General features: G+C 60.2%; 24 protein-coding genes. 12 read left to right on the top strand and 12 right to left on the bottom strand.

What is annotated here, in order from left to right; all coding sequences use genetic code 11:
• Window positions 1-2: 2 nt before the first annotated feature.
• From CV_RS11255 to CV_RS11225, 7 genes are all read right to left on the bottom strand, one after another.
• Window positions 3-443, bottom strand: coding sequence for a PaaI family thioesterase (locus CV_RS11255; protein WP_011135847.1), 441 nt, complete (start codon window positions 441-443; stop codon window positions 3-5).
• On the bottom strand, window positions 440-907 hold the full coding sequence (locus CV_RS11250) for a PaaI family thioesterase (RefSeq protein ID WP_011135846.1): 468 nt from the start codon (window positions 905-907) through the stop codon (window positions 440-442). The genes CV_RS11255 and CV_RS11250 overlap by 4 nt, the downstream gene beginning before the upstream one ends.
• Window positions 907-3,507: a DNA gyrase subunit A gene (gene gyrA / locus CV_RS11245; protein ID WP_011135845.1), complete on the bottom strand. Its 2,601-nt coding sequence runs from the start codon at window positions 3,505-3,507 to the stop codon at window positions 907-909. Before gyrA ends, CV_RS11250 begins: the two co-directional genes overlap by 1 nt.
• Before the next feature lie 280 nt (window positions 3,508-3,787).
• Window positions 3,788-4,597, bottom strand: coding sequence for a MetQ/NlpA family ABC transporter substrate-binding protein (locus CV_RS11240; protein ID WP_011135844.1), 810 nt, complete (start codon window positions 4,595-4,597; stop codon window positions 3,788-3,790).
• A gap of 24 nt (window positions 4,598-4,621) precedes the next feature.
• The gene (locus tag CV_RS11235; protein ID WP_011135843.1) at window positions 4,622-5,308 is read right to left on the bottom strand and encodes a methionine ABC transporter permease; all 687 of its coding nucleotides are present in this window, start codon (window positions 5,306-5,308) and stop codon (window positions 4,622-4,624) included.
• Window positions 5,309-6,046: a methionine ABC transporter ATP-binding protein gene (locus CV_RS11230; protein WP_011135842.1), complete on the bottom strand. Its 738-nt coding sequence runs from the start codon at window positions 6,044-6,046 to the stop codon at window positions 5,309-5,311.
• A gap of 305 nt (window positions 6,047-6,351) precedes the next feature.
• Window positions 6,352-7,104 carry an endonuclease/exonuclease/phosphatase family protein gene (locus CV_RS11225; RefSeq protein WP_043596119.1) on the bottom strand — a complete coding sequence of 251 codons (753 nt, stop codon included), beginning with the start codon at window positions 7,102-7,104 and terminating at the stop codon, window positions 6,352-6,354.
• Between the two features lie 541 nt (window positions 7,105-7,645).
• Between CV_RS11225 and CV_RS11220 the strand changes: the two genes are divergently transcribed.
• The gene (locus CV_RS11220; protein ID WP_043596116.1) at window positions 7,646-8,899 is read left to right on the top strand and encodes a hypothetical protein; all 1,254 of its coding nucleotides are present in this window, start codon (window positions 7,646-7,648) and stop codon (window positions 8,897-8,899) included.
• Between the two features lie 27 nt (window positions 8,900-8,926).
• On the opposite strand, the gene CV_RS11215 is transcribed toward CV_RS11220, so the two are convergent.
• The 3 genes from CV_RS11215 to CV_RS24095 are packed head-to-tail and all read right to left on the bottom strand — an operon-like array spanning window position 8,927 to window position 11,495.
• Window positions 8,927-9,694 carry an ABC transporter permease gene (locus tag CV_RS11215; RefSeq protein ID WP_011135838.1) on the bottom strand — a complete coding sequence of 256 codons (768 nt, stop codon included), beginning with the start codon at window positions 9,692-9,694 and terminating at the stop codon, window positions 8,927-8,929.
• Complete coding sequence (locus CV_RS11210) at window positions 9,691-10,467, bottom strand: ABC transporter ATP-binding protein (RefSeq protein WP_011135837.1); 777 nt, start codon at window positions 10,465-10,467, stop codon at window positions 9,691-9,693. The genes CV_RS11215 and CV_RS11210 overlap by 4 nt, the downstream gene beginning before the upstream one ends.
• Window positions 10,464-11,495 (bottom strand): ABC transporter substrate-binding protein, encoded by a 1,032-nt coding sequence (locus CV_RS24095; protein ID WP_043596113.1) that lies wholly within the window; start codon window positions 11,493-11,495, stop codon window positions 10,464-10,466. The genes CV_RS11210 and CV_RS24095 overlap by 4 nt, the downstream gene beginning before the upstream one ends.
• Before the next feature lie 539 nt (window positions 11,496-12,034).
• Here CV_RS24095 and CV_RS11200 point away from each other — a divergent pair.
• The 9 genes from CV_RS11200 to CV_RS22890 all read left to right on the top strand — a co-directional run bounded on the left by CV_RS11200 (window position 12,035) and on the right by CV_RS22890 (window position 22,134).
• Window positions 12,035-12,505, top strand: a complete 471-nt coding sequence (locus CV_RS11200) for a DUF2844 domain-containing protein (protein ID WP_052278811.1) — start codon at window positions 12,035-12,037, stop codon at window positions 12,503-12,505.
• An 11-nt stretch (window positions 12,506-12,516) separates the two neighbouring features.
• Complete coding sequence (locus CV_RS11195) at window positions 12,517-13,725, top strand: DUF3443 domain-containing protein (protein WP_043596110.1); 1,209 nt, start codon at window positions 12,517-12,519, stop codon at window positions 13,723-13,725.
• A gap of 516 nt (window positions 13,726-14,241) precedes the next feature.
• On the top strand, window positions 14,242-17,088 hold the full coding sequence (locus CV_RS11190; RefSeq protein ID WP_043596108.1) for a ribonucleoside-diphosphate reductase subunit alpha: 2,847 nt from the start codon (window positions 14,242-14,244) through the stop codon (window positions 17,086-17,088).
• A 216-nt stretch (window positions 17,089-17,304) separates the two neighbouring features.
• On the top strand, window positions 17,305-17,730 hold the full coding sequence (locus tag CV_RS11185) for a nuclear transport factor 2 family protein (protein ID WP_011135833.1): 426 nt from the start codon (window positions 17,305-17,307) through the stop codon (window positions 17,728-17,730).
• A gap of 61 nt (window positions 17,731-17,791) precedes the next feature.
• Window positions 17,792-18,187: a hypothetical protein gene (locus CV_RS11180; RefSeq protein ID WP_011135832.1), complete on the top strand. Its 396-nt coding sequence runs from the start codon at window positions 17,792-17,794 to the stop codon at window positions 18,185-18,187.
• Window positions 18,188-18,201: 14 nt separating this feature from the next.
• Window positions 18,202-18,417: a hypothetical protein gene (locus tag CV_RS11175; protein ID WP_043596105.1), complete on the top strand. Its 216-nt coding sequence runs from the start codon at window positions 18,202-18,204 to the stop codon at window positions 18,415-18,417.
• Window positions 18,418-18,463: 46 nt separating this feature from the next.
• Window positions 18,464-19,546 (top strand): ribonucleotide-diphosphate reductase subunit beta, encoded by a 1,083-nt coding sequence (locus CV_RS11170; RefSeq protein WP_011135831.1) that lies wholly within the window; start codon window positions 18,464-18,466, stop codon window positions 19,544-19,546.
• A gap of 116 nt (window positions 19,547-19,662) precedes the next feature.
• Window positions 19,663-21,363 carry an AIPR family protein gene (locus tag CV_RS22895; RefSeq protein ID WP_080509122.1) on the top strand — a complete coding sequence of 567 codons (1,701 nt, stop codon included), beginning with the start codon at window positions 19,663-19,665 and terminating at the stop codon, window positions 21,361-21,363.
• A gap of 522 nt (window positions 21,364-21,885) precedes the next feature.
• Window positions 21,886-22,134, top strand: coding sequence for a hypothetical protein (locus CV_RS22890; protein WP_011135828.1), 249 nt, complete (start codon window positions 21,886-21,888; stop codon window positions 22,132-22,134).
• Window positions 22,135-23,036: 902 nt separating this feature from the next.
• On the opposite strand, the gene CV_RS23525 is transcribed toward CV_RS22890, so the two are convergent.
• Window positions 23,037-23,432 carry a hypothetical protein gene (locus CV_RS23525; RefSeq protein ID WP_147296136.1) on the bottom strand — a complete coding sequence of 132 codons (396 nt, stop codon included), beginning with the start codon at window positions 23,430-23,432 and terminating at the stop codon, window positions 23,037-23,039.
• 717 nt (window positions 23,433-24,149) lie between these two features.
• On the opposite strand from CV_RS23525, the gene CV_RS11165 reads away from it, so the two are divergent.
• Window positions 24,150-24,866, top strand: coding sequence for a hypothetical protein (locus CV_RS11165; RefSeq protein ID WP_011135823.1), 717 nt, complete (start codon window positions 24,150-24,152; stop codon window positions 24,864-24,866).
• A gap of 145 nt (window positions 24,867-25,011) precedes the next feature.
• Here the strand turns inward: CV_RS11165 and CV_RS23520 are convergent, their stop codons facing one another.
• The gene (locus CV_RS23520) at window positions 25,012-25,392 is read right to left on the bottom strand and encodes a hypothetical protein (RefSeq protein WP_147296135.1); all 381 of its coding nucleotides are present in this window, start codon (window positions 25,390-25,392) and stop codon (window positions 25,012-25,014) included.
• A 213-nt stretch (window positions 25,393-25,605) separates the two neighbouring features.
• Here CV_RS23520 and CV_RS11155 point away from each other — a divergent pair, with 213 nt between their 5' ends.
• Complete coding sequence (locus tag CV_RS11155) at window positions 25,606-26,730, top strand: RHS repeat-associated core domain-containing protein (RefSeq protein ID WP_043596103.1); 1,125 nt, start codon at window positions 25,606-25,608, stop codon at window positions 26,728-26,730.
• The last annotated feature ends 225 nt before the right edge of the window (window positions 26,731-26,955 follow it).

The raw sequence follows: 26,955 nt of genomic DNA, 5'->3' as shown, positions 1-26,955 counted from the left end.
GTTCAATTGGTCAGCAGGAAATGGGCTCGCGCCACCGCCACCGGCTTGGAGCGGTCGTCCTGCCAGGCCTCGATCAGCACATGCGCCACCCGCTTGCCCTGTTTGGTGATTTCGCATTGGGCGAACAGCGTCTGCGGCCGGCCGGGACGCAGGTAATCCAGCGAGAAGTCGACGATCTTCGGCGCCTCCAGCGATTCGCGATTCCACATCAGGTGTATCATCGCCGCGCTTTCCATGAAGCCGCCGATCAGGCCGCCGTGCAGCGCCGGCAGCGTGGTGTTGCCGACGTTCCGCTGGAGGAACGGCAGTTCGAAGCGCAGTTCGCCCTGCTCGTCCTCTGCCATCGAGGTGCCCATCAGCTTGACGTAGGGCAGCGCGTCCACGATCTCGGCATAGGCCTTGCGATCGCGCAAGTCGGCGAAGCGTTGCATGAATTCGCTCATCGTCCGTCCTCCTGCAGCATCGGCGTGCGGCTGGATTCCCGCATGAAGGTGGCGACGCCGTGGGCGATCGGATCAGCCGGATTGTCGTGATAGCAGACGGCCCGGGTGAACGCGATCTGGCTGGCCAGCCGGTAGCACTCCGCAGTGCAGTGGATGGCCTTGCCCGGCGTGGCGGACTTCAGGTAATCGATGCGCAGATCCAGCGTGGCGATGGTTTCCAGCTCCGGCAGGTGCGCGGTGACGGCGATGGCGCTGCAGGTATCCACCAGCGAGGTGATCACCCCGCCGTGGAGGATGCCGGTGGCCGGATTGCCCACCAGATCCTCGCGCCATTGCAGCTTCAGCGTGGGCTTGCGGCCGTCGGTGCCGACGTATTCGAAGCCCAGCGTCGCGCAGTGGGGAAAGGAGACGAAGAGCTGGCTCATCGTCTCCAGTATCCGGGGATTGGCCGGCGTCGGGATCATCACGCTTCGCCCTGCTCCGGCGCGTCGCCGCCCTCGGTTTCGCCTTCGGCGCACTCGGCCTCGGACTCGGCCACGATCTCCAGACCGATCAGCTTCTCGCCCTCGTCCAGATTGATCAAGCGCACGCCCTGGGCCGAACGGCCGGTTTCGCGCACTTCCGCCACCTTGGTGCGGATCAGCACGCCGCCGGTGGTGATCAGCATGATGTCGTCGGTTTCCTCCACCAGGCTGGCCGCCACCAGCTTCAGGCCGGTCTTGTCGGTCAGGTCCATCGCGATCACGCCCTGGGTGCCGCGGCTGGTGCGGCGGAAATCGCCGACGCAGGTGCGCTTGCCGTAGCCGCCGTCGCTGGCGGTCAACACCATCTGCTGCTCGGAATTGCTGACCAAGAGCGAGATCACCTGGTGATCGTCCCCCAGCATCATGCCGCGCACGCCGGTGGCGTTGCGGCCCATCGGGCGCACGTCGGTTTCGCTGAAGCGCACGGCCTTGCCGGCGTCGGAGAACAGCATGATCTGGTCGTCGCCGTGGGTCAGCGCCACGCCGATCAGGTTGTCGCCGTCATCCAGGTTCACCGCGATGATGCCGGCGGTGCGCGGACGGGAGAAGTCCACCAGCGGGGTCTTCTTCACCGTGCCGTTGGCGGTGCACATGAACACGAACTGGTCGTCGCGGAATTCCTTGACCGGCAGCAGCGCGTTGATCTTCTCGCCCTCTTCCAGCGGCAGCACGTTGACCATCGGCTTGCCGCGGCTCTGGCGGCCGCCCTGCGGCAGGTCGTACACCTTGCGCCAGTAGCAGCGGCCGCGGCTGGAGAAGCACAGCACGTAGTCGTGGGTGTTGGCGACGAACAGCGTTTCGATGAAGTCGTCGTCCTTGGTGGCCGCCGCCTGCTTGCCGCGGCCGCCGCGGCGCTGCGAGCTGTAGTCGTCGATCGGCTGCGCCTTGATGTAGCCGGTATGCGAGATGGTCACCACCATGTCCTGCGGGGTGATCAGGTCTTCGATATTGATGTCGCCGCCGTACGGCTCGATTTCCGAGCGGCGCGGATCGCCGAACTGCGCGCGGATGGCGGTCAGTTCCTCGCCGATGATCTGGCTGATGCGCTCGGGCTTGGCCAGGATGTCCAGCAGGTCCAGGATCACGTCCATGATCTCGCGGTATTCGCCGACGATCTTGTCCTGTTCCAGGCCGGTCAGGCGCTGCAGGCGCATGTCGAGGATGGCCTGAGCCTGGGTGTCGGACAGATGGTAGCCGTCTTCCTTCATGCCGAAGGCCGGATCGATGTTTTCCGGACGCGCCTTGTCGCCCTCGACGCGGGACAGCATGTCCTCCACCAGCGACGAGCGCCAGGCGCGCGCCATCAGCGCGGCCTTGGCCTGCGGCGGCGCCTCGGACGCCTTGATCAGCGCGATGATCTCGTCGACATTGGACAGCGCGACGGCCAGGCCTTCCAGGATGTGGCCGCGCTCGCGGGCCTTCTTCAGTTCGAAGATGGTGCGGCGGGTCACCACCTCGCGGCGATGGCGCAGGAATTCTTCCAGGATCTGCTTCAGGTTCAACAGGCGCGGCTGGCCGTCGACCAGCGCCACCATGTTCATGCCGAAGCTGTCCTGCAGCTGGGTCATCTTGAACAGGTGGTTGAGCACCACTTCCGGCATTTCGCCGCGCTTGAGCTCGATCACCACGCGCATGCCGGACTTGTCCGACTCGTCGCGCAGGTCGGAAATGCCCTCGATCTGCTTGTCGCGCACCAGTTCGCTGATGCGCTCCAGCAGGCGGGCCTTGTTTACCTGGTACGGAATCTCGTCGACGATGATCGCTTCGCGGTCGCCCTTGCCGATGGGTTCGGTATGGGTGCGCGCGCGCATGATCACGCGGCCGCGGCCGGTGCGGTAGCCTTCCTTGACGCCGGCGGTGCCGTAGATGATGCCGGCGGTCGGGAAGTCCGGCGCCGGGATGATGTCGATCAGCTCGTCGATGGTCAGGTCGCTGTTGGCCAGCAAGGCCAGGCAGGCGTCCACCACCTCGTTCAGGTTGTGCGGCGGGATGTTGGTGGCCATGCCCACGGCGATGCCGGAGGAGCCGTTGACCAGCAGGTTCGGGATCTTGGCCGGCAGGATCAGCGGCTCATGCTCGGAGCCGTCGTAGTTGGGGCCGAAATCCACGGTTTCTTTTTCGATGTCGGCCAACAGCTCGTGCGCGATGCGCGCCATGCGGATTTCGGTGTAACGCATCGCGGCGGCGTTGTCGCCGTCCACCGAGCCGAAGTTGCCCTGGCCGTCCACCAGCGGGTAGCGCAGCGAAAAGTCCTGCGCCAGGCGCACGATGGTGTCGTACACGGCGGTATCGCCGTGCGGGTGGTATTTACCGATCACGTCGCCAACGATACGCGCCGACTTCTTGTACGCGCGGTTCCAGTCGTTGGACAGCTCGTGCATCGCGTACAGCACGCGGCGGTGCACCGGCTTCAGGCCGTCGCGCACGTCCGGCAGCGCCCGGCCCACGATCACGCTCATCGCGTAATCCAGGTAAGAACGGCGCATCTCCTCTTCGAGGCTGATGGGAAGCGTTTCCTTGGCGAACAGGTTATCGGTCATAAGTATCTTGATTCGTAAGGATGATCCGGCAGCCGCCTGGGCCGCGCGCTCCGCATTTGCGTTTTCGCGCCCGCCCAGCCGCCTGCCGACGGATGTGACAATCTTTCCATTCTACCACGAAAGGCATGGCCGATGCCCGCAGCGCAAGCGCGGCGGACCGCATGCGGCGCGGCATGAACATATATAAATGCATCGGAATGCCCGCCCCCGCCGCGGGCATAAAAAAAGGAGGGCCGAAGCCCTCCGCAAGTCTTGTAGCCAGGAGTGTTACAAGAAAAACTCAGTTCCAGTTCTGCGGCAGCTTGTAGCCGGCGAACTTCTGCTTGGTGTAGGACTTGAACGCCGCGGAGTTGTAGGCGGAGACCACATCCTTGGCCCAGGGCTTGGCGGCGTCGGCCGCGCGCACCACGCCCCAGTTCACGTAGGCGTAGCTCTTTTCCTGGTAGACGGCGTCGGTCAGCTTGATGCCGGAGCTGGTGGCGTAGTTGCCGTTGATCACGGCGAAGTCCACGTCGCTGCGCGAGCGCGGCAGCTGGGCGGCCTCCAGCGGCACGATCTTCACCTTCTTGATGTTTTCGGCGATATCGCGCTCGGAGGCGGTCAGCGGATTGATGCCGGCCTTCAGCTTCACCCAGCCCAGATCGTTCAGCATCACCAGCGCGCGGGCGAAGTTGGACGGATCGTTAGGGGCGGCGATCGTCACGCCCGGTTTCGCGTCCTTCAGCGACTTCAGCTTGCCCGGGTAGATCCCCAGCGGCGCGGTCGGCACCTGGAACACTTCCTTCAGGCTAAGCTTGTGTTCCTTGGCGAAGTTGTCGAGGTAGGGTTTGTGCTGGAACACGTTCACGTCCAGCGAGCCTTCCTGCAGCGCCAGGTTCGGACGCACGTAGTCGGTGAATTCCACCAGCTTTACCGAGTAACCCTGCTTTTCCAGCTGGGGCTTGATCGACTGTTTGACCATGTCGCCGAAGTCGCCGACGGTGGTGCCGATGACGATCTGCTTCTTGGCCGGGTCGGCGGCCAGAACCTGGCCGGCCAGTGCCAGGCCCACTACGGATGCGGCAACTGCCTTGATCACGAATCTACGCATTGTTCTCTCCTTTAGATTTTGAAATCAGCGTTTGTCGAGCTTGGCCGCCAGGCGGTTGCCCAGCAGCTGGATGATTTGCACCAGCACCACCAGCAGCAGCACCATGGCCACCATCACGTCGGTCTGGAAGCGGTAGTAGCCGTAGCGGATGGCGAGGTCGCCGATGCCGCCGCCGCCCACCACGCCCGCCACCGCGGTGTAGCTGAGGAAGCTGATGGTCAGGATGGTGAGGCTGGAGATCAGGCCGGAACGGGCCTCGTTCACCAGCACCTTGAAGATGATCTGGGCCGGGCTGGCGCCCATCGCCTCGGCGGCCTCCACCACGCCGCGCGGGATTTCGCGCAGCGTCTGCTCCACCAGGCGGGCGAAGTACGGAATGGCGGCGAAGGACAGCGGCACCGACGCGGCCACCGGGCCGATGGTGCTGCCCACCAGCGCGCGGGTCAGCGGAATCAGCACCACCATCAGGATGATGAAGGGGAAGGAGCGCACCAGGTTCACCACCCAGCTCAGCACGCCGTTGACGGCGCGGTTGGCGAACATCTGGCCGGGCTGGGACAGGTAGAGAATCACGCCCAGCGGGCCGCCGAACAGAATGGCGGCGCCCAGGCCCACGCCCAGCATCACGCCGGTCTCCAGGATGGCCTGCCAGATTTCAGGGCCCATCGATTGCAGGTTCTGCAAGGCTTCGTTCAGGGTTGCGGCATCCATTTACGCAGCCTCCAGCAGCGAGCGGGCCAGATCGGAATCGGCCTCGACTTCTTTATCGTTCACGTCCACGACCTCGACCACGCGGCCCTGATCCAGCACCGCTGCGCGGTGGCAAATGCTGCGCACCACGTTCATCTCGTGGGTGACGATCACCACGGTGACGCCGAAGCGCGCGTTGATGTCCTGCAGGCAGTCCAGGATGGATTGGGTGGTTTTCGGGTCCAGCGCCGAGGTCGGCTCGTCGGCCAGGATCACGTGCGGACGCGGCGCCAGGGCGCGGGCGATGCCCACGCGCTGCTTCTGGCCGCCGGACAGCTGGGCCGGGTAATGGTTGGCGCGGTCTTCCAGACCGACCACGGCCAGGCACTCGGCCACGCGCTTTTCGATGTCGGCCTTGCTCCAGCCAGCGATCTCCAGCGGAAAGGCGACATTGCCGGCCACGGTGCGGTTGGCCAGCAGGTTGAACTGCTGGAACACCATGCCGATGTTCTGGCGAGCGGCGCGCAGTTGCTTGGGAGACAGGTTGGTCAGGTCCTGGCCGTCGACGATCACGGCGCCGGCGTCAGGCCGCTCCAACAGATTGATCAGGCGCAGCAAGGTGGATTTGCCGGCGCCGGAGAAGCCGATCAGGCCGAAGACTTCGCCAGCCTTGATGGTCAACGAGGTTTCCGCGACGGCGTCGAACCAGCCGCCTTCCGGGCGACGGAACCGTTTACGGACATTTTGCAGATGAATCATTCCAAACACTCCCAAAGCACAAAGCCCGCCGATTGCTGCGGCGGGCTTTGCTGTGGAAATCTTCGGATCGACCGGTAGACTTATGTAGACAGATTTAGGTGTTGCTGGGTCTGTCTACCCACGCTTTAGCTGTTTTACGCCCGCAAGCTGTGTTCAAATCGGCGATAAATTTGATTGAGATTGAACATCTTTTTTCGCTTAGCGTCAACACCCTTTTGAAAAAATATAAGCAATCGTCTCGTTATTGCAAAAAATTCTTTGCAATATAATTGCTCGGAATTTGCATATCTCTTCTGATTCTAAAATCACCCCGATGGACGGATCTCCGCGCACAGCGGCAGGTGGTCGGACAAGCCGGACCACGGCCGCCCGCTCAGCACCCGGGCGGACTCCACCTTCAAGCCGCGCACGTAGATGCGGTCCAGCGCCAGCATCGGCATCCTTGCCGGAAAGCTTTGCGCGTGGCGGCCGTGCAGCGTCAGGAACGCCTCCTCCAAACCCAGCTCCTGCCGCAGCAGCGCGCTGGCCTCGCCTCGCCAGTCGTTGAAGTCCCCGGCCAGGATCAAGGGCAGGTGGTCGGCGATGGCCTGTCTCACGTAATCAGCCAGGCCTCGGTATTGCTTGCGCCGGTCAAAGGCCAGCAGGTTGAAATGGCCGCACAGCGCCACCACCGGCTGCGGCCAGCCGTCCGGCTGCAGCAGGCATTGCAGCACGCCGCGGCTTTCAAAGCGGTTGACCGAGATGTCGCGGTTGCACCAGTCGTTGACAGGAAAGCGCGTCAGCAAAGCGTTGCCGTGATGGCCATGCCCGTAGCTGGCGTTCAAGCCGTACACGGCGCGATGCGCCAGCCTGCCCGCCAGGTAATGGTGCTGCGGCTGGACGGGCCAGATCTGGTGGCGCAAGGCCCGCTCCAGGTTCTTGCCCTGCACCTCCTGCAGAAACAGCATGTCCGGCGCCAGTTCGGCCAAGGCCTCGGCCATGCCGCCCACCTTCACATGCCGGTTCAGCGGAGACATGCCCTTATGAATATTGTAAGTGCATATTGATATGCTTTTCATAATTCCAAATTCATTAAGTAGCCGAATGCAAAGCCTGACGCCGCAAAACCTTCCCCCGCCGCTCGATGAGTCCTGCGCCCACGGGCCGTTACAGACGCATCGCGAACACTTCAGTATCGGCGGTCCGCGCGAGTCTGTAAAAGCAGGCACGGACGAAATGGCAAAACCAGCATGGCCCGCGGGCTGAAAGCCTCGCGGGGAAGCGGCGCACGGGGCCAACGCGTCCGCGAACCGGATGGATGACGTCGTCCAATTGCGAAAACCACGCGACTCCGGCGCGTCCCGCAAACCCATCATATCAAGCGACTTTCGCTTTTCACCGGCCTGCTGGGCTTCGGCAGCCGGATGTCGGGACAATCCGAATCGAGCAGAACGTTCCCCGGCTTGAGATCGCCGTGCAGGATGCCGAAGCGCGTCAGGCTGATCGTTTTTTGAAAGCCCGGCCGCCCCTGTTTTTGACACTCTGCCCACTAGGCGATCAGGCGCGCCGCAGTTTCCCCTTGCGCCTGTTTTTTGATTTTCTCCAACGGTGCCTCACACAATGTCTTCCTCCATCAACCTCAACACCCGCCAATCGGCGTTTTCCCTGAGCAACGAGCGCGCGGCCCGGATGATGAGCGGCGACAAGCAAACCGCCACCCATATGGGCCTGTGGGACCGCTTCAAGGACTTGTTCCGCTCCGAGAAAAAACAGGACGCGCTCAACGCGCTGTTCGATCTGGTGAACAGCCAGCAGGGGCCGGCGCGCTCGTTCCACGTGTTCAACCAACTGGCGCAGATGGCCGCCCCCGACAACCGGACTTTGTTCACCGTGGCGCTGACGTCCGATCTGGCAGGCTGCAAGGCCAGCTATTGCATCAGCGGCCACCCGGTGAGAACCGAGCAAGTGTCGCCGGAGGAGCGCGAAGTGATGTTGGCGCGCCTGGGCGTTCCGCCCGGCGGAGAGCATGTGCTGACGCAGGCGTCGTCGCTGGACGACTGCAGGCTGGAAATCACGCCGCACCAGCTGAACGCGCTGCGCGACGCCGACTTCGGCGCAGGCGGCGTGCACAAGCGCTTCCATGCCGCCACCGGCGTGCTGCAGGCCCGAGACAATATCGGCCGCGAGGACTTTGTCCGCGAAAGCCGCCTGCAGGAATACGCCGAATCCCGCCCCGACCTGCAGCACTACATTTCCACCCAGCGGCAGATCGACGCGCCGCCCGGCGTCAGCGACAAGTTCGCCTACGCCCAGGTGCCCTTGTACGACTCCGCGCGCGTCGCCAGCCGCGAACTGGACGCGGCGCTGCCCAAGCTGTCGCAAGACCAGGCCAGGAGCATGGCCGCGCAGCTGGTGGACATGGCCCGGGCGTTTTATTGCAACCAGCTGTCCCACCGCGACCTGCACATGCAGAATCTGCTGGTGCACGAGCGCCTGGAAGACGGCGCCGTGTTCCTGAAGGCCATCGACTTCGGCCGCGCCAAGTTCGGCGGCGCGGAATTCGAGGCGGATCGCTTCAACGACATCGACTACCTGTTCGACCGCCAGGGCTGCTCCCTGGCTGAAACGGTGGGCCGCAACTATCTGGCCGGCAAGGAGTCGGCGGTCGCCAAAAAGCATTACCCGCTGCACAAGCTGCTGGAACGCTTCAACAATCGCGGCGCGGACGTGACGGAAACCCTGTCCGGGATCGGGCAGCGGCTGAAGGCGGACCTGCGGATGGCCGGGGACGATCCCGCGCGCATCGACCAGGCATTCGCCAGCGCCGCCGTCGAAACGCAGACGGCGTTGAGCTGGGGCGCGCGGCCGCGCTAACCCGGTCGTCTCCGCGGGTCGGGAAGTTCAACCGCTTCCCGGCCCCCGCCGCCACGCCAGCAAACGCCGCTCGGCCAGGCTGACCGCCGCGTCCAGGCCCAGCGCGCATGCGGTCAGAACGAAAACGCCGGCGATCACCGCATTGATGTCGAAGGCGCCCTCCGCCTGCAGAATCAGGTAGCCCATGCCCCGCGCCGAGCCGAGATACTCCCCCACCACCGCGCCGACGAACGCCATGCCGACCGCGTTGCGCATGCTGGAGAACAGCCAGCCGGCCGCCGACGGCAGGTAAACGTGCCGCAACAGCTGGCGTCTGCCGGCGCCCAGCATCCGGACGTTGTCCAGCACCGCCGGCGGCACTTCGCGCACGCCCTGCAGCACATTGAAGAACACCACGAAGAACACCAGGGTGAAACCCAACGCCACCTTGGAACCGATGCCAAGGCCGAACCACAGCGCGAAAACCGGCGCCAGCACCACGCGCGGCATCGCGTTGGCCGCCTTGATGTAAGGGTCCAGCACGGCGGCGGCCAAGGGCGCCAGCGCCAGCCACAGCCCCATGCCGGCGCCGGCGAGCGAACCGCCAAGCAAGGCCAGCAAAGTCTCCAGCAAGGTCGTGCCCAGATGCGGGAACAGCACGCCGCTGCCCAGCCAGTCCAGCAACTGCCGCCCGACCATGAGCGGCTCGCCGAAAAAGAACGGCGGCAGGATGCCTCCGGCGGTCAATCCCCACCACATGCCGACCAGGCCGATCAAAAGCGAGACGCCCCAAAACCGTTCGCGCCGCAATGTCATGGACACGCCTCCTCCGCCGGCCGCTTCAGCGCCCGCCACAACGCCGCATGGTAGCGGCTGAAACCAGGCTCCAGCGGCATTTCCTCCGCCACCCGCGGATGCGGCAGGCCGATCGCCATATCCGCCGCCACCCGGCACGGCGGCCCGGCGGTCAAGACCACCACCCGGTCGGCCAGCGCGATCGCCTCCTGCAGGTCATGGGTGATCAGCAATGTCGAGCGCGTCCCCGCCCGCGCGAGCCGCAACAGCTCGGCGCCCATTTTCTGCCTGAGCTGGGCATCCAGCGCCGAGAACGGCTCATCCAGCAGCAGGATGGGCGGCTCGCTGATCAGCGCCTGCGCCAGCGCCGCCCTTTTTTTCATGCCCCCCGACAATTGCGATGGGTAGCAGCCCTCGCAGCCGGCCAGGCCCACGTCCCGCAGCCATTGCCGGGCGCGCTCCCGCGCGTTGCCGCGGCTCATGCCGCGCAGCACGAGCCCCAGCGCCACATTGTCCAGCGTCGTCTTCCACGGCAACAGCGTGTCGGCCTGCTGCATGTATCCGGCGTGGGGATTGAGCCCGTCCAGCGCCCGCCCATCCGCGCGCACGCAGCCCGCATCCGGCGCAAGCAAGCCCGCGGCCAGATTGAGCAGCGTGGACTTTCCGCATCCGGAAGGCCCGACCAACGCCAGGAACTCCCCCCGCATCAGCCGCAGATCGAACCGTTCGACTATCGGGCTCCCCGGCTGATAGCCGGCCGTCACCTTGTCAAAGGCAAGCGCGGGCGGCGTCACGGCCGCTCCGGCAGACTGCTGGCGCGCAGCGCGAAGCGGTTGTCGTAGCTTTGCTCCAGCCGCACCTTGCTCAACGCCGGATAGGCCGGCAACAGGAACTGGTACGCGTGCCGCGCCGCATCCTCGCTCATCACGCCGTCGGCGGTGTATCCCCCCGAATTCCTGGCCAGCGCCAGTTGATAAATCCCCGGCCGATCGCCGCGCAACGCGGCAGGCACTGCCGCAGCCACCTGCGCGGGAGTCGCCTGTTTCAACCATCTCAGCGCCCTGACCATGGCGTTGGCGACCGCCTGCGTCGTTCTCGGGTGGCGCAGGATGAAGCCGGCCCGGGCATAGATGGAGCCCGCCGCGCAGGCGCCGCCGTACACGGCCTTGGCGCCGGCCTGTTCGCGGGTATCGACCTTGGTCACCGCCGCGCCATCCTGCTCCAGCAAGCTGACGCTGGGGTCGACGGCCACCAGCGCGTCGATCTCTCCCCGCTTCAACGCGGCCACCGCCGTCGCGCCCGTGCCGACGCCGATCGCCGATACGGCGTCGGCAGCCAGCCCCGCCTTCGCCAGCAAGGCATTCAGGAACAGATGCGTGCCCGAACCGGGCGCGCTCACGCCCACTTTCAAACCCTTCAGGCTGGCCGGAGACCGCCAGCCGGCCGCCTTGTCCTTGCGCATCATCAGCACCAACCCCGGCCTATCCCCCTGCGTGACGATGGACTGGATCGGCACGCCTTTGGCCTGCATCTGCAACACATGCTCGAACGAACCCGCCGCGAAGTCCGCGCTGCCGCCCATCAATGCCTGCAACGCCTTGGCGCCGCCCGGCAGATCCGCAATCGACACCTTCAGCCCCTGATCGCGGAAATAGCCGCGCTGCTCCGCGATGACCAGCGGGAGGTAATACAGCGTGCCCAGGCCGCCGACGGCGATGGAGATCTCTTTTTTCTCCAGCGCCGGCGCCGCCTGCGCCGACAGCGTCGAACACAGACAGATCGCGCCAGCCCAGCGCAGGGTTCGGTTCGAATAAAAACGCATGCCGTTTCCTTTCAGGCAGATGGGTAAGGCCGCCTCCGGGACCATCCCAGAGCGTGACCGCAGGCCAAATGCTACGGGGCCGCCCAACGCCGCCTGGAGCCCGGCGATGGCTATCAGACTATTCCGAAATCCGCCCCTCCCCCTGAGCTCCCCTCTCGCGCCGCCTCTCCGAGCCGCCTGAAAGCCTCGCCGGCATTGCCTTTCAATGCGTGTCTTCGGCGTGCCGGGTGGCGCTTTCCGGCATCGGATTCGGATGAAAAACAACCGACTCAATATTTACCGTCAGTTGCTTTTGGATAGCGTACCCCTGCCATTCCATCCGACTAAGGAGGCATGAATCATCCCGACTTTCCCGCCTGGGACTGAATGCGCTTCTCAGGCCATTCCCACCACTCGCCGGCGCGGCCCTGACAGACGTGATCGCAGCAGAGCGATATCGGCCGGACCATCTCGTCGCAATGGCGCCCAAACATGAGGTATGCACGAATATGTCTTGGAAAACATCGCTTTCGAAACCAGGTATCTGCACTGTTCTGTTATTGTCGCCCCTTGCCGCGCTGGCCTCGCTGGGCGGCAGCGCAAGCAGCGTGAACCAGGATCTGGCCGCGCTGAGCGGTCCGCCCTCCCGGGCAAGGAGCATCCAGCAATCCGCCCCGCAGCCCGTGGATGTCACGCCTCAGGGCGTCGGCTACCAGATCAAGGCCTTTTCCACCCAGGACGGCACCGCCGTGCGGGAGTATCTATACCAGGGCCGGGTATTCGGCGTCGCCTGGCATGGCCCCGCGATTCCCGATCTGCAACAGCTGTTCGGACAGGTCCACTACGCCAGTTACAGGAATTCGCTGCGGGCGCTGGAAAAAAGCCGCTCGGCCCAGGTCTCGCGCCGCGTGCTGTCGGTATCGAACTCCACCTTGGTGGTGAAAGCCTACGGCAAGGTGCCCAACTTCGCCGGCAGCGCATATGTCCCGCAATTGCTTCCGGCCGGTTTCTCCGCCGCGGACATCAAATGAAAGGGATCATCATGCGCCAACTACTCATCGCCACTCTCGCAGCCATCTCCAGCAGCGCCGGCGCGGCAAGCAATGTGCTGCCCATGCGGGTCCATCACAATGCGGTTGTGCAGGCCGCCAATCAACCAACCGTGAGCGTCACTCTGTGCCTGCCGGGACACACCGACGTCGACCACTGCCAGACCATCCCGGACATACTGGTGGACACCGGCGCCGCCGGCCTGCGCATCATGAGCGAAGCCTTAAAGCCCAGCCTGCGGACGGCGTTCGCGCCGGAAACCCATCACGGCATGGCTGTCGCCGAGTGCCTGCAATATGTGCAGAGCGCCGCCTGGGGCAGCGTGGCCCAGGCTGACGTCTGGCTGGGCACGGATCCGACTCTGGACAGGGGCACCAAGCCGCAATACGGGAAAATGGTGCCCTTCCAGTTGATAGGCGACAGCCGCGTGCCGGCCCCGCCTCTGGGCTGCAACTCCCAGGGGCCGCTGGAGGATACGGTGGAAGATTTCGGCTCCAACGGCACCATAGGGGTATCGCCGGACACGCTGGACCACAATCCGCTGTATTACACCTGCACCGCCTCAAGCTGCACGCGGCAGCGCCTGGCAGAGACGCAGCAAGTGCCCAACCCCGTAGGCCGCCTGCCAGACGACAACAACGGCGTGATCCTGCAGATGGACGCGCTGAGCAATGGACGCGTGCAAGAGTCCAGCAACGGCAAGCTGATCCTGGGCATCGGCACCGAGGACAACAACAAGCTCGCGCCGAACACCAAGATAGCCTACGTCAATGAAGACATGGGGATGAAGAGCATCACGCTCCGGATCGGTTCCAAGCCAGCCTCGACATTCAACGCGCTCTATTACGATGCCTTCGACAGCGGCACCAACACCCTGACTTTCCCCAGCCTCAACGGCCTATCCACCCTCTACCCGGGACGATGGTGGTACAACCCCGACAAGCCGGAAGTGGTGTCGATGTCGGTGACGGATGACAAGGGGGCGACCACCGCCGGCTACGCCTTCACCGTCGCGCCGACCGCGGAGAAAGACTTCGAGCATTACGCCGCCTTGGGCCAATTGGGCGGCCACGAGGACAGAATGGTGCTGATCGGCCTGCCCTATTTCTACGGCAAGACGCTTTACTTCGCGATGAAAGGCGCCAAGGTACCCAGCGCGGACGGCAAAACCACGTTGACCGGACCGTTCAACGGCCTGTGAACCCCTCACTCGGCATTCGCGCCCTCCCTTGGCGGAGAGGCGCGAACGCGCGTTTCTCCCTTCCCCCTCCAGAAAACGGCGCCCCTCCCCCCGCATTGCCTTGCGGAGGCCGCTTCCGCAAATTCACGCCATAGTCGTAGCGGGCGCGCAACAGTGCATGTCTACAACATCTAGTGCCTATTCAATCATGGGCAACAGCTGCTAGCGCATGCGAGGTTTCCTGCAATTTTCTGACGGTCCCATCCGCGCGCCATTTTCCCCGCCAAAAAATTTGCTTCCCCGCAAAGCCAATAACGGCGCGGCTTTCCGCCCTCGCTGCCAGATTTCCGGCCAAAGTCAAGACTTGAACTACGTCACCCCCACCACTAGAATTTGGGCAGATTCAGCGGTGCTGACGGTATATATTGTGTTTACCCACAGCCCGCACACAGCTTTTCAACAGAATTGTCCACAAGCCGACCTGCCCTCCAAGAAAGCAGCGCGGCCGGACGTAAACTTCTCTTTATCGAGGGATACATGCAACTGACCACCTTTGAAGGGCAAACCGCCGCGGAACTCGGCCGCGCAGCAGCGCCGCAAGCCGATTTCAGCCTGTACAAGACCATCCGACGCAATGGCGCGGTGGTGCCGTTCGAACCCGTCAAGATCTCCATCGCCATGACCAAGGCCTTCCTGGCCGTGATGGGGAATCAAGGCGCCACTTCCGCCAGCATCCGCGACAAGGTGGCCCAGCTGACCGAACAGGTGGTCAACGCGCTGATGCGCCGCAAGCCGGAAGGCGGCGCCATCCACATCGAAGACATCCAGGACCAGGTTGAGCTGTCGCTGATGCGCTTTGGCGAGCATGACGTGGCCCGCGCCTACGTGCTGTACCGCGAACAGCGCTCGCAAGAGCGCGCCGCCCGCGGCGAAGCGCTGACCAGCGTGCAGATCAACGTGCTGCGCAAGGACGGCCGCAAGCTGCCGCTGGACGTGCCGCGCCTGCGCGCCAGCATCGAAGCCGCCAGCAAGAACCTGGCCGGCATCGACGTGGACGCGATCCTGGCCGAAACCCTGAAGAACATCTACGACGGCGTGCCGGAAGAAGAAGTGGGCAAGTCCGCCATCCTGGCCGCCCGCTCCATGATCGAGCAAGACCCGGCCTACGATTACGTGACCGCCCGCCTGCTGATGGGCAACATCCGCCTGGAAATCCTGGGCGAGGCCGTGAGCCAGGACGAAATGGGCAAGCAATACGCGCCCTACTTCGCCGACTACATCAAGAAGGGCATCGCCGCCGAGCTGCTGGACGAAAAGCTAGCCGAATACGACCTGAAAAAGCTGGGCGCGGCGCTGGACGCCGAACGCGACCTGCAATTCGGCTACCTGGGCCTGCAAACCCTGTACGACCGCTACTTCCTGCACGTGGACGGCACCCGCATCGAAATGCCGCAGGCCTTCTACATGCGCGTCGCCATGGGCCTGGCGCTGAACGAAGTGAACCGCGAAGACCGCGCCATCGAGTTCTACAAGGTGCTGTCCAGCTTCGACTTCATGTCGTCCACCCCGACGCTGTTCAACTCCGGCACCCGCCGCAGCCAGCTGTCCAGCTGCTACCTGACCACCATCGCCGATGACCTGGACGGCATCTACGAAGGCATCAAGGAAAACGCGCTGCTGTCCAAGTTCGCCGGCGGCCTGGGCAACGACTGGACCCCGGTGCGCGCCATGGGCTCGCACATCAAGGGCACCAACGGCAAATCGCAAGGCGTGGTGCCGTTCCTGAAGGTGGTGAACGACACCGCCGTGGCGGTGAACCAGGGCGGCAAGCGCAAGGGCGCCGTATGCGCCTACCTGGAAACCTGGCACGCCGACATCGAGGAATTCCTCGAGCTGCGCAAGAACACCGGCGACGACCGCCGCCGCACCCACGACATGAACACCGCCAACTGGATTCCGGACCTGTTCATGAAGCGCGTGATGGAAGGCGGCGACTGGAGCCTGTTCTCCCCGTCCGAAACCCCGGACCTGCACGACCTGTACGGCCAGGCTTTCGAAAAGGCCTACACCGCCTACGAAGCCCGCGGCGCGCGCGGCGAGCTGAAGGTGTACAAGCGCATCCCGGCCCTGAGCCTGTGGCGCAAAATGCTGACCATGCTGTTCGAAACCGGCCACCCGTGGGTGACCTTCAAGGACCCGTGCAACATCCGCAGCCCGCAGCAGCACATGGGCGTGGTCCACAGCTCCAACCTGTGCACCGAAATCACGCTGAACACCAATGACGACGAAATCGCCGTCTGCAACCTGGGCTCCGTGAACCTGTCCGCTCACCTGAAGGAAGACGGCAGCCTGGACGCCGACAAGCTGCAGCGCACCATCCGCACCGCGCTGCGCATGCTGGACAACGTGATCGACATCAACTTCTACCCGGTGAAGAAGGCGCGCAATTCCAACCTGAAGCACCGTCCGGTGGGCATGGGCATCATGGGCTTCCAGGACTGCCTGCACATCAAGCGCGTGCCGTACGGCTCCAACGCCGCCGTGGAATTCGCCGACGAATCCATGGAAATGGTGGCTTACTTCGCGTACCTGGCCTCCACCGAGCTGGCCGAAGAGCGCGGCCGCTACCCGTCGTACAGCGGCAGCCTGTGGGACCGCGGCGTGCTGCCGCACGACAGCATCAACCTGCTGGCGGCCGAGCGCGGCGGCTACCTGGAAGTGGACCGCACCGAGCGCATGGACTGGAACAAGCTGCGCGAGCGCATCAAGCAGCACGGCATGCGCAACAGCAACTGCCTGGCCATCGCCCCGACCGCGACCATCGCCAACATCATCGGCGTGTCCGCGTCCATCGAGCCGACCTACCAGAACCTGTTCGTGAAGTCCAACCTGTCCGGCGAATTCACCGTCACCAACGAATACCTGGTGCGCGACCTGAAGGCCGCCGGCCTGTGGGACGAAGTGATGGTGGCCGACCTGAAGTACTTCGACGGCAGCCTGGGCCAGATCGACCGTGTGCCGGCCGAACTGAAAGCCATCTACGCCACCGCCTTCGAAGTGGACCCGAAATGGCTGGTGGAAGCGGCTTCCCGCCGCCAGAAGTGGATCGACCAGGCCCAGTCGCTGAACCTGTACATGGCCGGCGCTTCCGGCAAGAAACTGGACGAGCTGTACAAGCACGCTTGGCTGCGCGGTCTGAAGACCACCTACTACCTGCGCACCCTGGCCGCCACCAGCGCCGAGAAGTCCACCGGCCGCGGCGGCGAGCTGAACGCCGTGTCCAGCCAGGCGCAAACCGCGCCGGCAGCCGCGGTGGACAACACCCCGGCCACCGACGCCAAGTTCTGCAGCATCGACAACCCCGATTGCGAGAGCTGCCAGTAAGGCAGGTTTCGTAAGGTGGAACACCCCGCAAGGGGCGTTCCGCCGAATGGGCAAAATCTCTCGCGAGGTTAAGCCAAACCGGGAGGCGCAAGCCTCTCCATCCTCAAGCCGCTTGGCCTCCAGGTGGTTTCGGGATGCAAGCCCCGGCCCCGCGCGCATGGCGGCGGGCTGGAAAAATGCCGTGCCCCGACCCAGAAACGAGACGAAAGCCCCGCAATGAGCCTGGAAGCATTTTTCGAGCAATACCGGCAAAGCTATTCGCAGCTGGACGTGGATGCCGTGATCTCGCGCTTCACCGTGCCTTTCACCGCCATCCACCACGGCGACCTGGCCAGCTGGCAGGACATGTACTCGCTGCGCGCCACCACCGCGGCCCTGCTGGAGTGGTATCGATCCCAGGGCTTCGCCGGCGCCGCGCACCAAATGGAAAGCGTGCTGCCGATGGGCCGCGACGCAGCCTGCGCCACCCTGCTGTGGACCGTGGAACGCCACGGCCAGCCGCCCTGGCGCTACCGCACCGGCTACCACCTGAAACGGGTGGCCGGACAATGGAAGATCTACGGCGTGGTGCAATACGACACCGCGCCGGAGCAGCAGGCGATGGCCACGCCGTCGCCGCAGCCGCAAGCCGAGGCCGGCTAGCGCGGCAGGTGTCGGCCGGGTTCGGCGGACAAAGCAACAGGCAGCGCCATGGGAGGGTCAGATGCAGACATTTGAAAACATCGGCATTACCGGATTCTGCGAAGAAAAGTCGCACAACCCGGACAAGCAGTTCCTGCTGTTCAACATGTACCTGCAACTGAACGCCGCGCCGCCAAACGAGTGGAAAGACTTCTTCAACGAGTCCCGCCGCCTGCCCCGCGCCCAGCTGTGGCGCAAGGCCTGGATAGAAGGCGACACCCTGGTGGCCTACTGCCAGCCGGAAGAGCTGCAGCAACAGATTGAAGAACTGAAGGAAGACCTGGCCGTGGCCAATCAGCAATACCGCCAGCTGCTGGCCTTGCGCGCCCAGCGCCGGCGGCTGCAAGACCAGGTGGAGCAGGAAGAGGCCTGTGAACGCAGGCTGATCCGCCAGCTGGCCCAGCAACTGCGCTTCTAGCCGCCGGAGACGCCATGAGCACCACCGCCTATTACCTGTTGCGCAAAAGCGTGAGCGGCCGCCGGCCGCTGGTGGCCGACGCCGGCGCCCACGCCCTCAGCGTGCAGGCCGCGCCGCCGGACGATGCGCCGGCCGCGCCGGGCAGCATAGAAATCACGCGGCAAAGCCAGCTGCAGCCGGCCCAGGCCATGCAGACGCCGCAAGCAGAACCAGCCGTAAAAACCGCATAAGCAAACCGCCGCGCCCGCGCGGCAAAACCAAGAATCAGGAGCACCCATGCTGAATTTCGAAGACGCCGTCCCCGCCCCGTCCGCCGCCCCCTCCTCCATGGACGCCCATGGCACCGGCCGCGTAAACGTGGTGGACAAGAAGGTGATCAACGGCACGACCGACGTCAACCAGCTGGTACCGTTCAAGCACAAGTGGGCTTGGGAAAAGTACCTGGCGCAGTGCGCCAACCACTGGATGCCGCAGGAAGTGAACATGCAGCGCGACATCGAACAATGGAAAACCGGCCAGCTGACCGAAGACGAAATGCGCATCGTCAAGCGCAACCTGGGCTTCTTCGTCACCGCGGATTCCCTGGCCGCAAACAACATCGTGCTGGGCACCTATCGCCAGATCACCAGCCCGGAATGCCGCCAGTTCCTGCTGCGCCAGGCCTTTGACGAAGCCATCCACACCCACGCCTACCAATACATCGTGGAAAGCCTGGGCCTGGACGAAGGCGAAGTGTTCAACGCCTATCACGAAGTGAAGTCCATCCGCGACAAGGACGAATTCCTGATCCCGTTCATCGACGTGCTGTGCAACCCGGAATTCAAGACCGGCACCGTCGAAAACGACCAGAAGCTGCTCAAATCCCTGATCGTGTTCGCCTGCATCATGGAAGGCCTGTTCTTCTACGTCGGCTTCGTGCAAATCCTGGCCCTGGGCCGCCAGAACAAGATGACCGGCGCCGCCGAACAGTACCAGTACATCCTGCGCGACGAGTCCATGCACTGCAACTTCGGCATCGACCTGATCAACACCATCAAGCTGGAAAACCCGCTGCTGTGGACCGACAGCTTCAAGGCCGAGATCGTGGACCTGTTCAAGCAAGCCGTCGAGCTGGAATACGCCTACGCCGAAGACACCATGCCGCGCGGCGTGCTGGGCCTGAACGCCAGCATGTTCAAGGAATACCTGCGCTTCATCGCCAACCGCCGCATGCAGCAAATTGGCCTGGACCCGCTGTTCCCGGGTGTCAACAACCCCTTCCCGTGGATGAGCGAGATGATCGACTTGAAGAAGGAAAAGAACTTCTTTGAGACGCGGGTTACTGAATATCAGACTGGCGGGGCGTTGAGCTGGGATTGATTTGACATTAAGATTTGACAGCTCCTTATGCAAAAGGCACACTCTTAGTGTGCCTTTTTCTTTAAGGAAAAAAGATGTCTACCAATAATACTGTGAACCAATTAAATATGGAACCCATGGAATCCAATGATTATCCAGATTTTCTATCTGATTATGGCAGTCTTATTGATCATTTAAACTCTCAAATGGAAGACCTCAGCACAACTGAGAAGGGTGATAAGTTTGCAACTCTTGCAGAATATATTGTGCCAAATATAGATTTTGGAATCCGGTTTGAAAAATCCAAGAAATCAAAAAAATCATGGGACAAAGGGGTAGACATCAGATTCCAATCTATAGATAGCGATAAAATTGAACTAAGAATTCAATCAAAATTTACGATATCAAAAGTAGATGATATAGATTCCATCATAAGCAAATTTTCTTCCTATGATACAATAACCGAAGATGAAAATGCACAACAAAATCTTAATCTTGATCTAGAAAATTGCCAACCGCATCAATATCTCATCTTTACCACATCAAAAATTGAAAATCTTATAAAGTTATACGAGAAATCACAAAGACCATCATTAAAATTTTACGAAAAGATAAAGGAGAATAATTTATTTCACACAATACAAGGAGAGGATCTTCTAACACAAATAAGATCAATATATCGCCAAGCATACGTACCACCAAAAGAAATCCGCATAACCCTTAGCCATCCATTTATTCAAGAAAAAAATGTCTTCATTGGAGTAACAAAAACAGAAGAAGTGAAAAGAATATATAAACAAACAGGAGACTCTATCTTCTTTGAGAACATAAGAGAATGGCTTGGCGTACAAGGAGGAAAACTGAAAAGCGGAGGAAAAAGAGAGACCGTTAACGAGGCCATTGCATCAACATTAGAAGAGTCTCCAGAAAAGATGCTAGAGCGAAACAATGGCATGACATTCAAAGCTACGGCCATAAAAATAATAAGTGACTCTATCATTAGCCTAGAAAATCCAAGCATAGTCAATGGCTGTCAAACCACTATGAGCATCGTCAGCTCAGAAACTGCCAATGCTCATGTGCTCTTAAAATGTATTGAAACAGAAGATTCTTGGGAGATTGCAAAAGCTGCCAACTTCCAAAATCCAATAGAAAGAGTGGAGCTAGAGCTTGCTCGATATATTAGGCCTCAACTTTTAAAATACATTGGCGCCAAGGGAAGATTCAAAGTAACCGACAGCAATCAGTACAAAACATCCGCATTCTCCCTACTATCGAATATTCACCGTGACGAGGTAATATACGAGGAAGTCAAATCTGTCTTTATCGGCTTATTCTCTCGACTACCCAACAATGCCATCGGAGCAAATTACACAGACCTTCGATTTGACATGCTCTCCGATTTCGAGAATGATGAAAATAAGTCGGAATTTATTGAAGCGCTATTCGCAATTAACATAAAGTCAACTGACTCTATAGAAAAACTAGATCAGTCCATTCAAAACAATGATGTGCGAGAATTCTTCAAAAGATTCTGGGATGATAACAAGCCATCATACAGAGCAACCCTGGGATTGCTATCCATATTCAAAACTGCAAACATAAAAAAGGATGAAGTAAATAATTATCAAACATTAAAAAATAAAATCATTACATTAGCAAAAGCAATAGATGCCAGCCCAACTGAGTTTTCTGAAAACTATATAAATGGATTTAAAATAATTGCAATTGGGGTTCTAAACAAAGACGAAGACAAGAATAAAATTTTACAAGGCATGTACAAAGAAATAAGAGGGCTCAACTTTGAAACCACAATCATGAGAATGAGCATAATATAAGCTAGAGCGCAGCAGCCTAAAACTATCAATTCAAAACTTACTACGAAATAAAAGCAACCAATAGAAACATCATGGCAAATGCGGCTGAACTTGTGAAACCCATTTTACCGCATAATAGAATCAACTAATTGGAACTGCAGGGTTATATTTTGAAATCCGCTTCGCGGATAATATTTGTCATGCCGGTTTTGCCCGGCAAACGGCAAGGGGATTGCGCGGCCAATCCCATCGCTGAGCGAACGGGACATGCAGGGCCAACCCAGCAGTCCCGTTCGCACGCAGACAACCCCAGACAGCCCCTACAACGCTGCGAAACCCCGTCTTTCAAACCAACCTCGGGGAGCTGCCGGAACTACATGCGTGCGAATCTTTGATTCGCTCAACAGTAGGCGCTACCGTCGCCCCGCGTCGAACAACCGGCGGCTTAAAACCCCGAGCCTGGTTCGAAAGCCGACTTGCGCTGAAAGGGGACTATGGGCACATTGATTCGATCTAAAAAATTTGAAGAGTTGAGCTACTAAAATGACATCACTGTTACATGAGGCATGGGAAGAAATTAACGAAGATGGTCAGTCTTTGCCCGGCCTTTGCTTGGCAGGGCCTGATGGTGATGGATTCAGGGCCTTACTTGGCCCACGCTCTCGGCTTGTTACAACGTTCTACGCCTCTTCTCATTTTGAAGCAATGACAAAGTATTATGAAATTGTTGGCTATGGTGAGTATGTGAACGACCAATCATGGTCACATGAACCATTTGATATGCAACGCTAACTACAGTGCCAGATCCAAAATTTTATGATACTAAGATCTAATTTATCTCTACCCACATTAATATAAAATGACAGTTTGCCCAAGATGCCAACAAGGCGAAATTAAAGCAATGGTACTGCGAAAAATGAAACAGCCAATTTGGGTTTGTGAGGAATGTGATGCTGCTTGGCTAAGCAACGAAATATCGTTTAATAGCTTTGAGGACTATGGGATTATCATGGAAAGAATGGGACTACCTCCACTCTGGTCTGAGTTAAGTGAGCCCTGAGCGCAAATCAAAACTTATACCAGCATGGCAGGAGGCGCGATAAAATGCCGTGGGAGAAAATATTCCAAGCTTTCTTTATTGCGCCATGTATTTATGGGATATGTCTGGAAAGTAAGCGACGCTCAGATGCGGCTCGAGGCATGGCGAAAGATTGGCTACAAAGGAATTACAGGGGATGCTATATCCAATCAATACAATCTTCCAGCTGGCGCTGGCCTGTCGTGGTCATTATGAAAGTTTACACATCAAAGGATGAGGATTTCGAGATTAAGCTGAAGATTGGATTATTCTTTGGCGGGGTATTTAACGATAAAATTCGCATTATTTACATCCGAAAAACTAAAAACCCTCTACGCGCAAAATCCTCAACGTAACAAAATGATAGCATGGCAGGCTGGGCTGAACCTGTGAAGCCCAACGTTTACCACGAAGTTGAAGCACCCCATTGAGATCGCCATTATCTTTTGGAATCCGATTCGCGGATAATTTTTGTCATGCCGATTCCGCCCGGCAAACGGGCAAGGGGATTGCGCGGCCAATCCCCTTGCAACCCCAGGCCGCCCCAACAGCGCTGCAAAATCCTAGATTGCACTGAAGGGGGGGCTGGCAAATTGGTTCGATCACACTTCTAAGCTTATAATTTAGCATCCGTAGACCACAAATACTTCCCATAACTATCAATCCAGACTAAATCACCCTCTATCCAAGCATGCGTCTTTGATACTCCATCGCTGTCGTATGCCAGCACAGTCAAGAATTGATCATCATCAAACTCGTCATCATCAGGCCAGCCGCTCTCCATCTCTGCAAGTACAAGATTAAAATCTTGGACAATTTCAGATCGACAGCCCCATTTCACTAGATTTGAATCAAACAACAAACGTAAGATGTAAAGAAATATCTCTCTTTTCTTTTCCATGCTTAGAGTTGGTTCAATCTGACACCAAATGGCAGCAACGCCCATCCCATAGGAATTTTCATGAAATTCATTAAGCTGCGCTCTTAACCTCTCCCGCTCATCCACTAACAACGCTCTCACTCCTCTCCAGCAGAGTTATGGCTAACCAAAAATCCAGTTCCAGATGACGATGCTTCCATAATTGCCACTGCCTCAGATTGATAGATTTAAGTTTTAAATCCAACGGCAAGAATATCATCAATACAACTTATAACTTTTAAAATGCACGAAACTGGAATTTCTAAAACTGGAACAGCGGCATCATCCCAAAAAATATAGAGTCTTCCACTTTCCTTATTGAACTGCTCTAGCAGCTCCCTGATCTCTCCTCTCCTCGATCAGAAAAAAATAACCTCAGCATCGCTGGCACTTATAACCTTCGTATTACCACCCAAAGCTTGTAAACATTCGGCAAATAAAACTGACATAGCCATCTCCAAAGCCAAATTACTGTCCATTCTACCTGACTGGATTGACCCCAAGCAGCGGCACTGTTAAATTCAACGATGGTGCTCAACACACCTCCGTTAGCGGTGGCCCACGCCCGAAAGCCGTGGTTGTTCAACACGCCCTTGCATTGCATCCCACTCGTGCCCTTGCGCTCGCAATGCTTGGTCGGGCAAAGCCGTTTGGAGACATCGCTATGGATGCTCGTATTGTCGTTTCACTCTCCCCTCGCCTGATTCCCCCTCCCCGCCGCTGGTCGCGTGCCTTGTTGCGTCTGCACGCCGCATATCGGCTTGCGTTTTTAGCAGCGCAGTTTGCGCGTTTGCTTGGGGAGGCCCGGCCATGAATGCAGCTATCGATCAGCAGGTGAATGCGCCGCTGCGGCTGGATTTCTCCAAGGGTTTGGCCATGCGGGTACTGCGGCGGCCGGAGGGGTTTTGGCTGGTGGCCGCGGAGGTGGCGGCGTCCATGAAGCTGGAGGTGAAGGACTTGCTGAAGGCTTTGGGCGAGCCGCTGGGGCGGCCCTTGCGGCTGGCGGATGAGGCGGAGCCGGTGCTATGCCTGTCCGAAGGCGAGCTGGACGAGGTGTTCCGCCGCATCAAGAAGCCCGGCGCGCGGCGCTTGCGGCGCTGGTGGCTGGAGGAAACCCGCCCGGTCTTGCTGCAGGAGGCCGGCGCGGCCCATACGGCGGAAACCCTGCGCCTGGCGCTGGCCCTCGCCGCGGAGGCCGCGCAGCAGGTCAGCCGCGCGGTGATGGAGGCGGTGCTGCGCGAGCCAGGCACTTGGCAGCATTCGCGCTGGGTGGTGGCGCTGGATTACGCGCCCAACAACAAGCAGCGTTGGCCCCATGGCAGGTTGATCGGCCTCAATAGCAGCGTTTCCACCCTCAGCGCCATGGCGGAGCTGATCGCCCCGCCCGGCAAGATGCCGGCCACCAGCGCGGAGCTGCTCAAGCTGGCCACCGCCTGCCAGCTGCGCCTGGCGGAGCGAATTGACAAGCTCGACACCTGCCGCCTGGCGAAGCGTATGGGCAAGCAGGCTGACACGCAATCCGCCTAGCGGGTGGTGCATCGCCCCAAGGGGTGATGCGCCCTACAGTCTTCCTTTTGGCGATGCGTCACGCAGCTGACAGGCGAACGGGCTGGCTGTGCATGTTCGAACCTTGCGCGCCATACGGGGGGCGCGGCCCTATTCTCCTCGGCACTCAGCCCAGACTGCGCCCGGCATGGCGGGAAAGCAGCCATGAGATGGCCGAGCAAGCCATCCACAGCGCCCCCATTATCGGCAGGAAATACATCGCCGCCATCTGCAGAAAAACCATGAAATACATCCACGCTCCATCCGTTTCGCGCCAGCACCACGCGATGGCGAACGCCCAATAGCTCACCGCCAGGATCAAAAACCTTTTTCCTTTGCTTATCTTTGTTTTCCGCATCCCATCACTCATCGCATGAACACGCATCGCCGTTGACCCAACCTCGTCCGACACCAGCCGCCCTGCCCGGCCAAGCCCGGATGATTTACCTCGGATGAATTGCCTCCCGCATGCGGGCTCACGATTGTAATGCATGATCGGCAAAGCCATGCGCAGACATCGTGGCGCGTGGCTCACGCGCCTCGCGGCAAGCTGCGCGCAGGACGCGCGGCAAGCTGACGCTCAGACTTAGGCCATGCGGAGCAGACAGCAGCCCAGCCCGCACTGAAACTGGGCATCCACTATCGGATATTGCCCAGAACAATATGGAAAAGCCGCACGCGGCGATTGGCTCTGATTTGCTATGCCGGAAAAGGGAAACCAATGGAGAACGGTGTGCTGGGATTTAATGGCGAACGCTTGGACCCCGCCAGCGGCGCTTTTCATCTGGGCAACGGCTACCGGGCCTACAGTCCCGCGCTGATGCGTTTCCACTGCCCGGACAGCCTGAGCCCCTTCGGCGCAAGCGGCGTCAATCCATACGCTTACTGCGCCGGGGATCCGGCCAACCGGGCCGATCCGTCCGGACATCTGAGCTGGCAGGCCTGGACCGGCATCGGCCTGGCGGTGGCCAGCCTGGCGCTGGCGGCGTTCACCGCGGGAACGTCCATCATCGCCTCCGGCGGCATCGTCGCCGCGCTGGAAAGCGCTTCGGCCATCACGCTGGCGGAGGGAGGCTTGGCCGTGGTTTCCGACATGACGGCGATCGCCTGCGGCGCCATGGAAGCGTCCGATCCGCAAGCGGCGGCAGCGCTAAGCTGGGTGTCTTTGGCTTGCGGTGCCATGGGCATGGTCCATGCCGGGTATGGCGCGGTCCGCGGCATTGACCGCAAGCTCGGAGCCTTCTTGCAGGAAAACAGCCGTTTTTTGGGAAAGATCACCCGAGGGGAGCGGGACAGCTTAGGCATTCCACTGGGCGGGGGTTTGACTAAATGCTTCCGTCCGGCGTCGGAAATGGAAGGGGCATCTGCTGGAATCGCCCTCGGTCGTTTGCATCGCTCATCGTCGACACCCGACATGGAAGCCTTCCTTGCCTTGCCAGCCGCAAAACGCAAGCGGATTGGATCGGGCGTGTCCGGGGTGGTTTATGAAGCCGGCAGGGGGTGGGTGGTCAAGATAGCCATTGACCCGCTGCCTATCGAAACCATGGAACGCGAAGCGGAAATATTCCGAGCCGTGCATGGGCCAAGGTCCGCGCTGGTGGCAGAAAACATGCTTTGGATGAAAAGAATACCAGGGGTTCCGGTGAATACGCTTAACCTTCTGGCGGACGAAAAGGCGGAAATGTGGCAAAAAACCTTAGCCGAAGTGAAACGCTTGCAAGAGATGGGCATTCATCACGGGGACCCCAGCTGGAATAATTTACTGTTTGACCAGCAAACCGGGACGGTCAGCTTCATCGACTTTGGCAAATCCAGATACCTTGACGGATTCGCTCCTGCCACGTAACCGCCTCGGCCAGCGGACGCCCGGCGCCGGCCTGCGGGATCGTTTGAAATCGCGGGCCGATTCCAGCCTGACGCCAAGGCCTGCTCAAAGGCCACCGCGCCGTTGCAGCCAAGGGCACAGATTGCCAAAACGCAAACGCTGGCTTGGCGCAGTCAAAAGGCTCTGCCAAGCAGAGCCTTTTGATCCGAGCGATTCACAAGCCCCCGCCTCTTGCCATTGCCAGAC

Source organism: Chromobacterium violaceum ATCC 12472, assembly GCF_000007705.1.
GTDB lineage: Bacteria > Pseudomonadota > Gammaproteobacteria > Burkholderiales > Chromobacteriaceae > Chromobacterium > Chromobacterium violaceum.
This window is presented reverse-complemented; position numbering and strand designations above follow the sequence as displayed.

Bases quoted from the DNA above. Each gene is read 5' to 3' on its own strand.
- CV_RS11220 (WP_043596116.1), top strand. From the start codon at position 7,646: ATGTCTTCCTCCATCAACCTCAACACCCGCCAATCGGCGTTTTCCCTG.
- gyrA (WP_011135845.1), bottom strand. From the start codon at position 3,507: ATGACCGATAACCTGTTCGCCAAGGAAACGCTTCCCATCAGCCTCGAA.
- CV_RS11225 (WP_043596119.1), bottom strand. From the start codon at position 7,104: ATGAAAAGCATATCAATATGCACTTACAATATTCATAAGGGCATGTCT.
- CV_RS11175 (WP_043596105.1), top strand. From the start codon at position 18,202: ATGAGCACCACCGCCTATTACCTGTTGCGCAAAAGCGTGAGCGGCCGC.
- CV_RS11185 (WP_011135833.1), top strand. From the start codon at position 17,305: ATGAGCCTGGAAGCATTTTTCGAGCAATACCGGCAAAGCTATTCGCAG.
- CV_RS22890 (WP_011135828.1), top strand. From the start codon at position 21,886: ATGACATCACTGTTACATGAGGCATGGGAAGAAATTAACGAAGATGGT.
- CV_RS11155 (WP_043596103.1), top strand. From the start codon at position 25,606: ATGGAGAACGGTGTGCTGGGATTTAATGGCGAACGCTTGGACCCCGCC.
- CV_RS11215 (WP_011135838.1), bottom strand. From the start codon at position 9,694: ATGACATTGCGGCGCGAACGGTTTTGGGGCGTCTCGCTTTTGATCGGC.
- CV_RS11170 (WP_011135831.1), top strand. From the start codon at position 18,464: ATGCTGAATTTCGAAGACGCCGTCCCCGCCCCGTCCGCCGCCCCCTCC.
- CV_RS24095 (WP_043596113.1), bottom strand. From the start codon at position 11,495: ATGCGTTTTTATTCGAACCGAACCCTGCGCTGGGCTGGCGCGATCTGT.
- CV_RS11230 (WP_011135842.1), bottom strand. From the start codon at position 6,046: ATGATTCATCTGCAAAATGTCCGTAAACGGTTCCGTCGCCCGGAAGGC.
- CV_RS23520 (WP_147296135.1), bottom strand. From the start codon at position 25,392: ATGGCTTTGCCGATCATGCATTACAATCGTGAGCCCGCATGCGGGAGG.
- CV_RS11255 (WP_011135847.1), bottom strand. From the start codon at position 443: ATGAGCGAATTCATGCAACGCTTCGCCGACTTGCGCGATCGCAAGGCC.
- CV_RS22895 (WP_080509122.1), top strand. From the start codon at position 19,663: ATGGAATCCAATGATTATCCAGATTTTCTATCTGATTATGGCAGTCTT.
- CV_RS11190 (WP_043596108.1), top strand. From the start codon at position 14,242: ATGCAACTGACCACCTTTGAAGGGCAAACCGCCGCGGAACTCGGCCGC.
- CV_RS11180 (WP_011135832.1), top strand. From the start codon at position 17,792: ATGCAGACATTTGAAAACATCGGCATTACCGGATTCTGCGAAGAAAAG.
- CV_RS11250 (WP_011135846.1), bottom strand. From the start codon at position 907: ATGATCCCGACGCCGGCCAATCCCCGGATACTGGAGACGATGAGCCAG.
- CV_RS11195 (WP_043596110.1), top strand. From the start codon at position 12,517: ATGCGCCAACTACTCATCGCCACTCTCGCAGCCATCTCCAGCAGCGCC.
- CV_RS11235 (WP_011135843.1), bottom strand. From the start codon at position 5,308: ATGGATGCCGCAACCCTGAACGAAGCCTTGCAGAACCTGCAATCGATG.
- CV_RS11165 (WP_011135823.1), top strand. From the start codon at position 24,150: ATGAATGCAGCTATCGATCAGCAGGTGAATGCGCCGCTGCGGCTGGAT.
- CV_RS11240 (WP_011135844.1), bottom strand. From the start codon at position 4,597: ATGCGTAGATTCGTGATCAAGGCAGTTGCCGCATCCGTAGTGGGCCTG.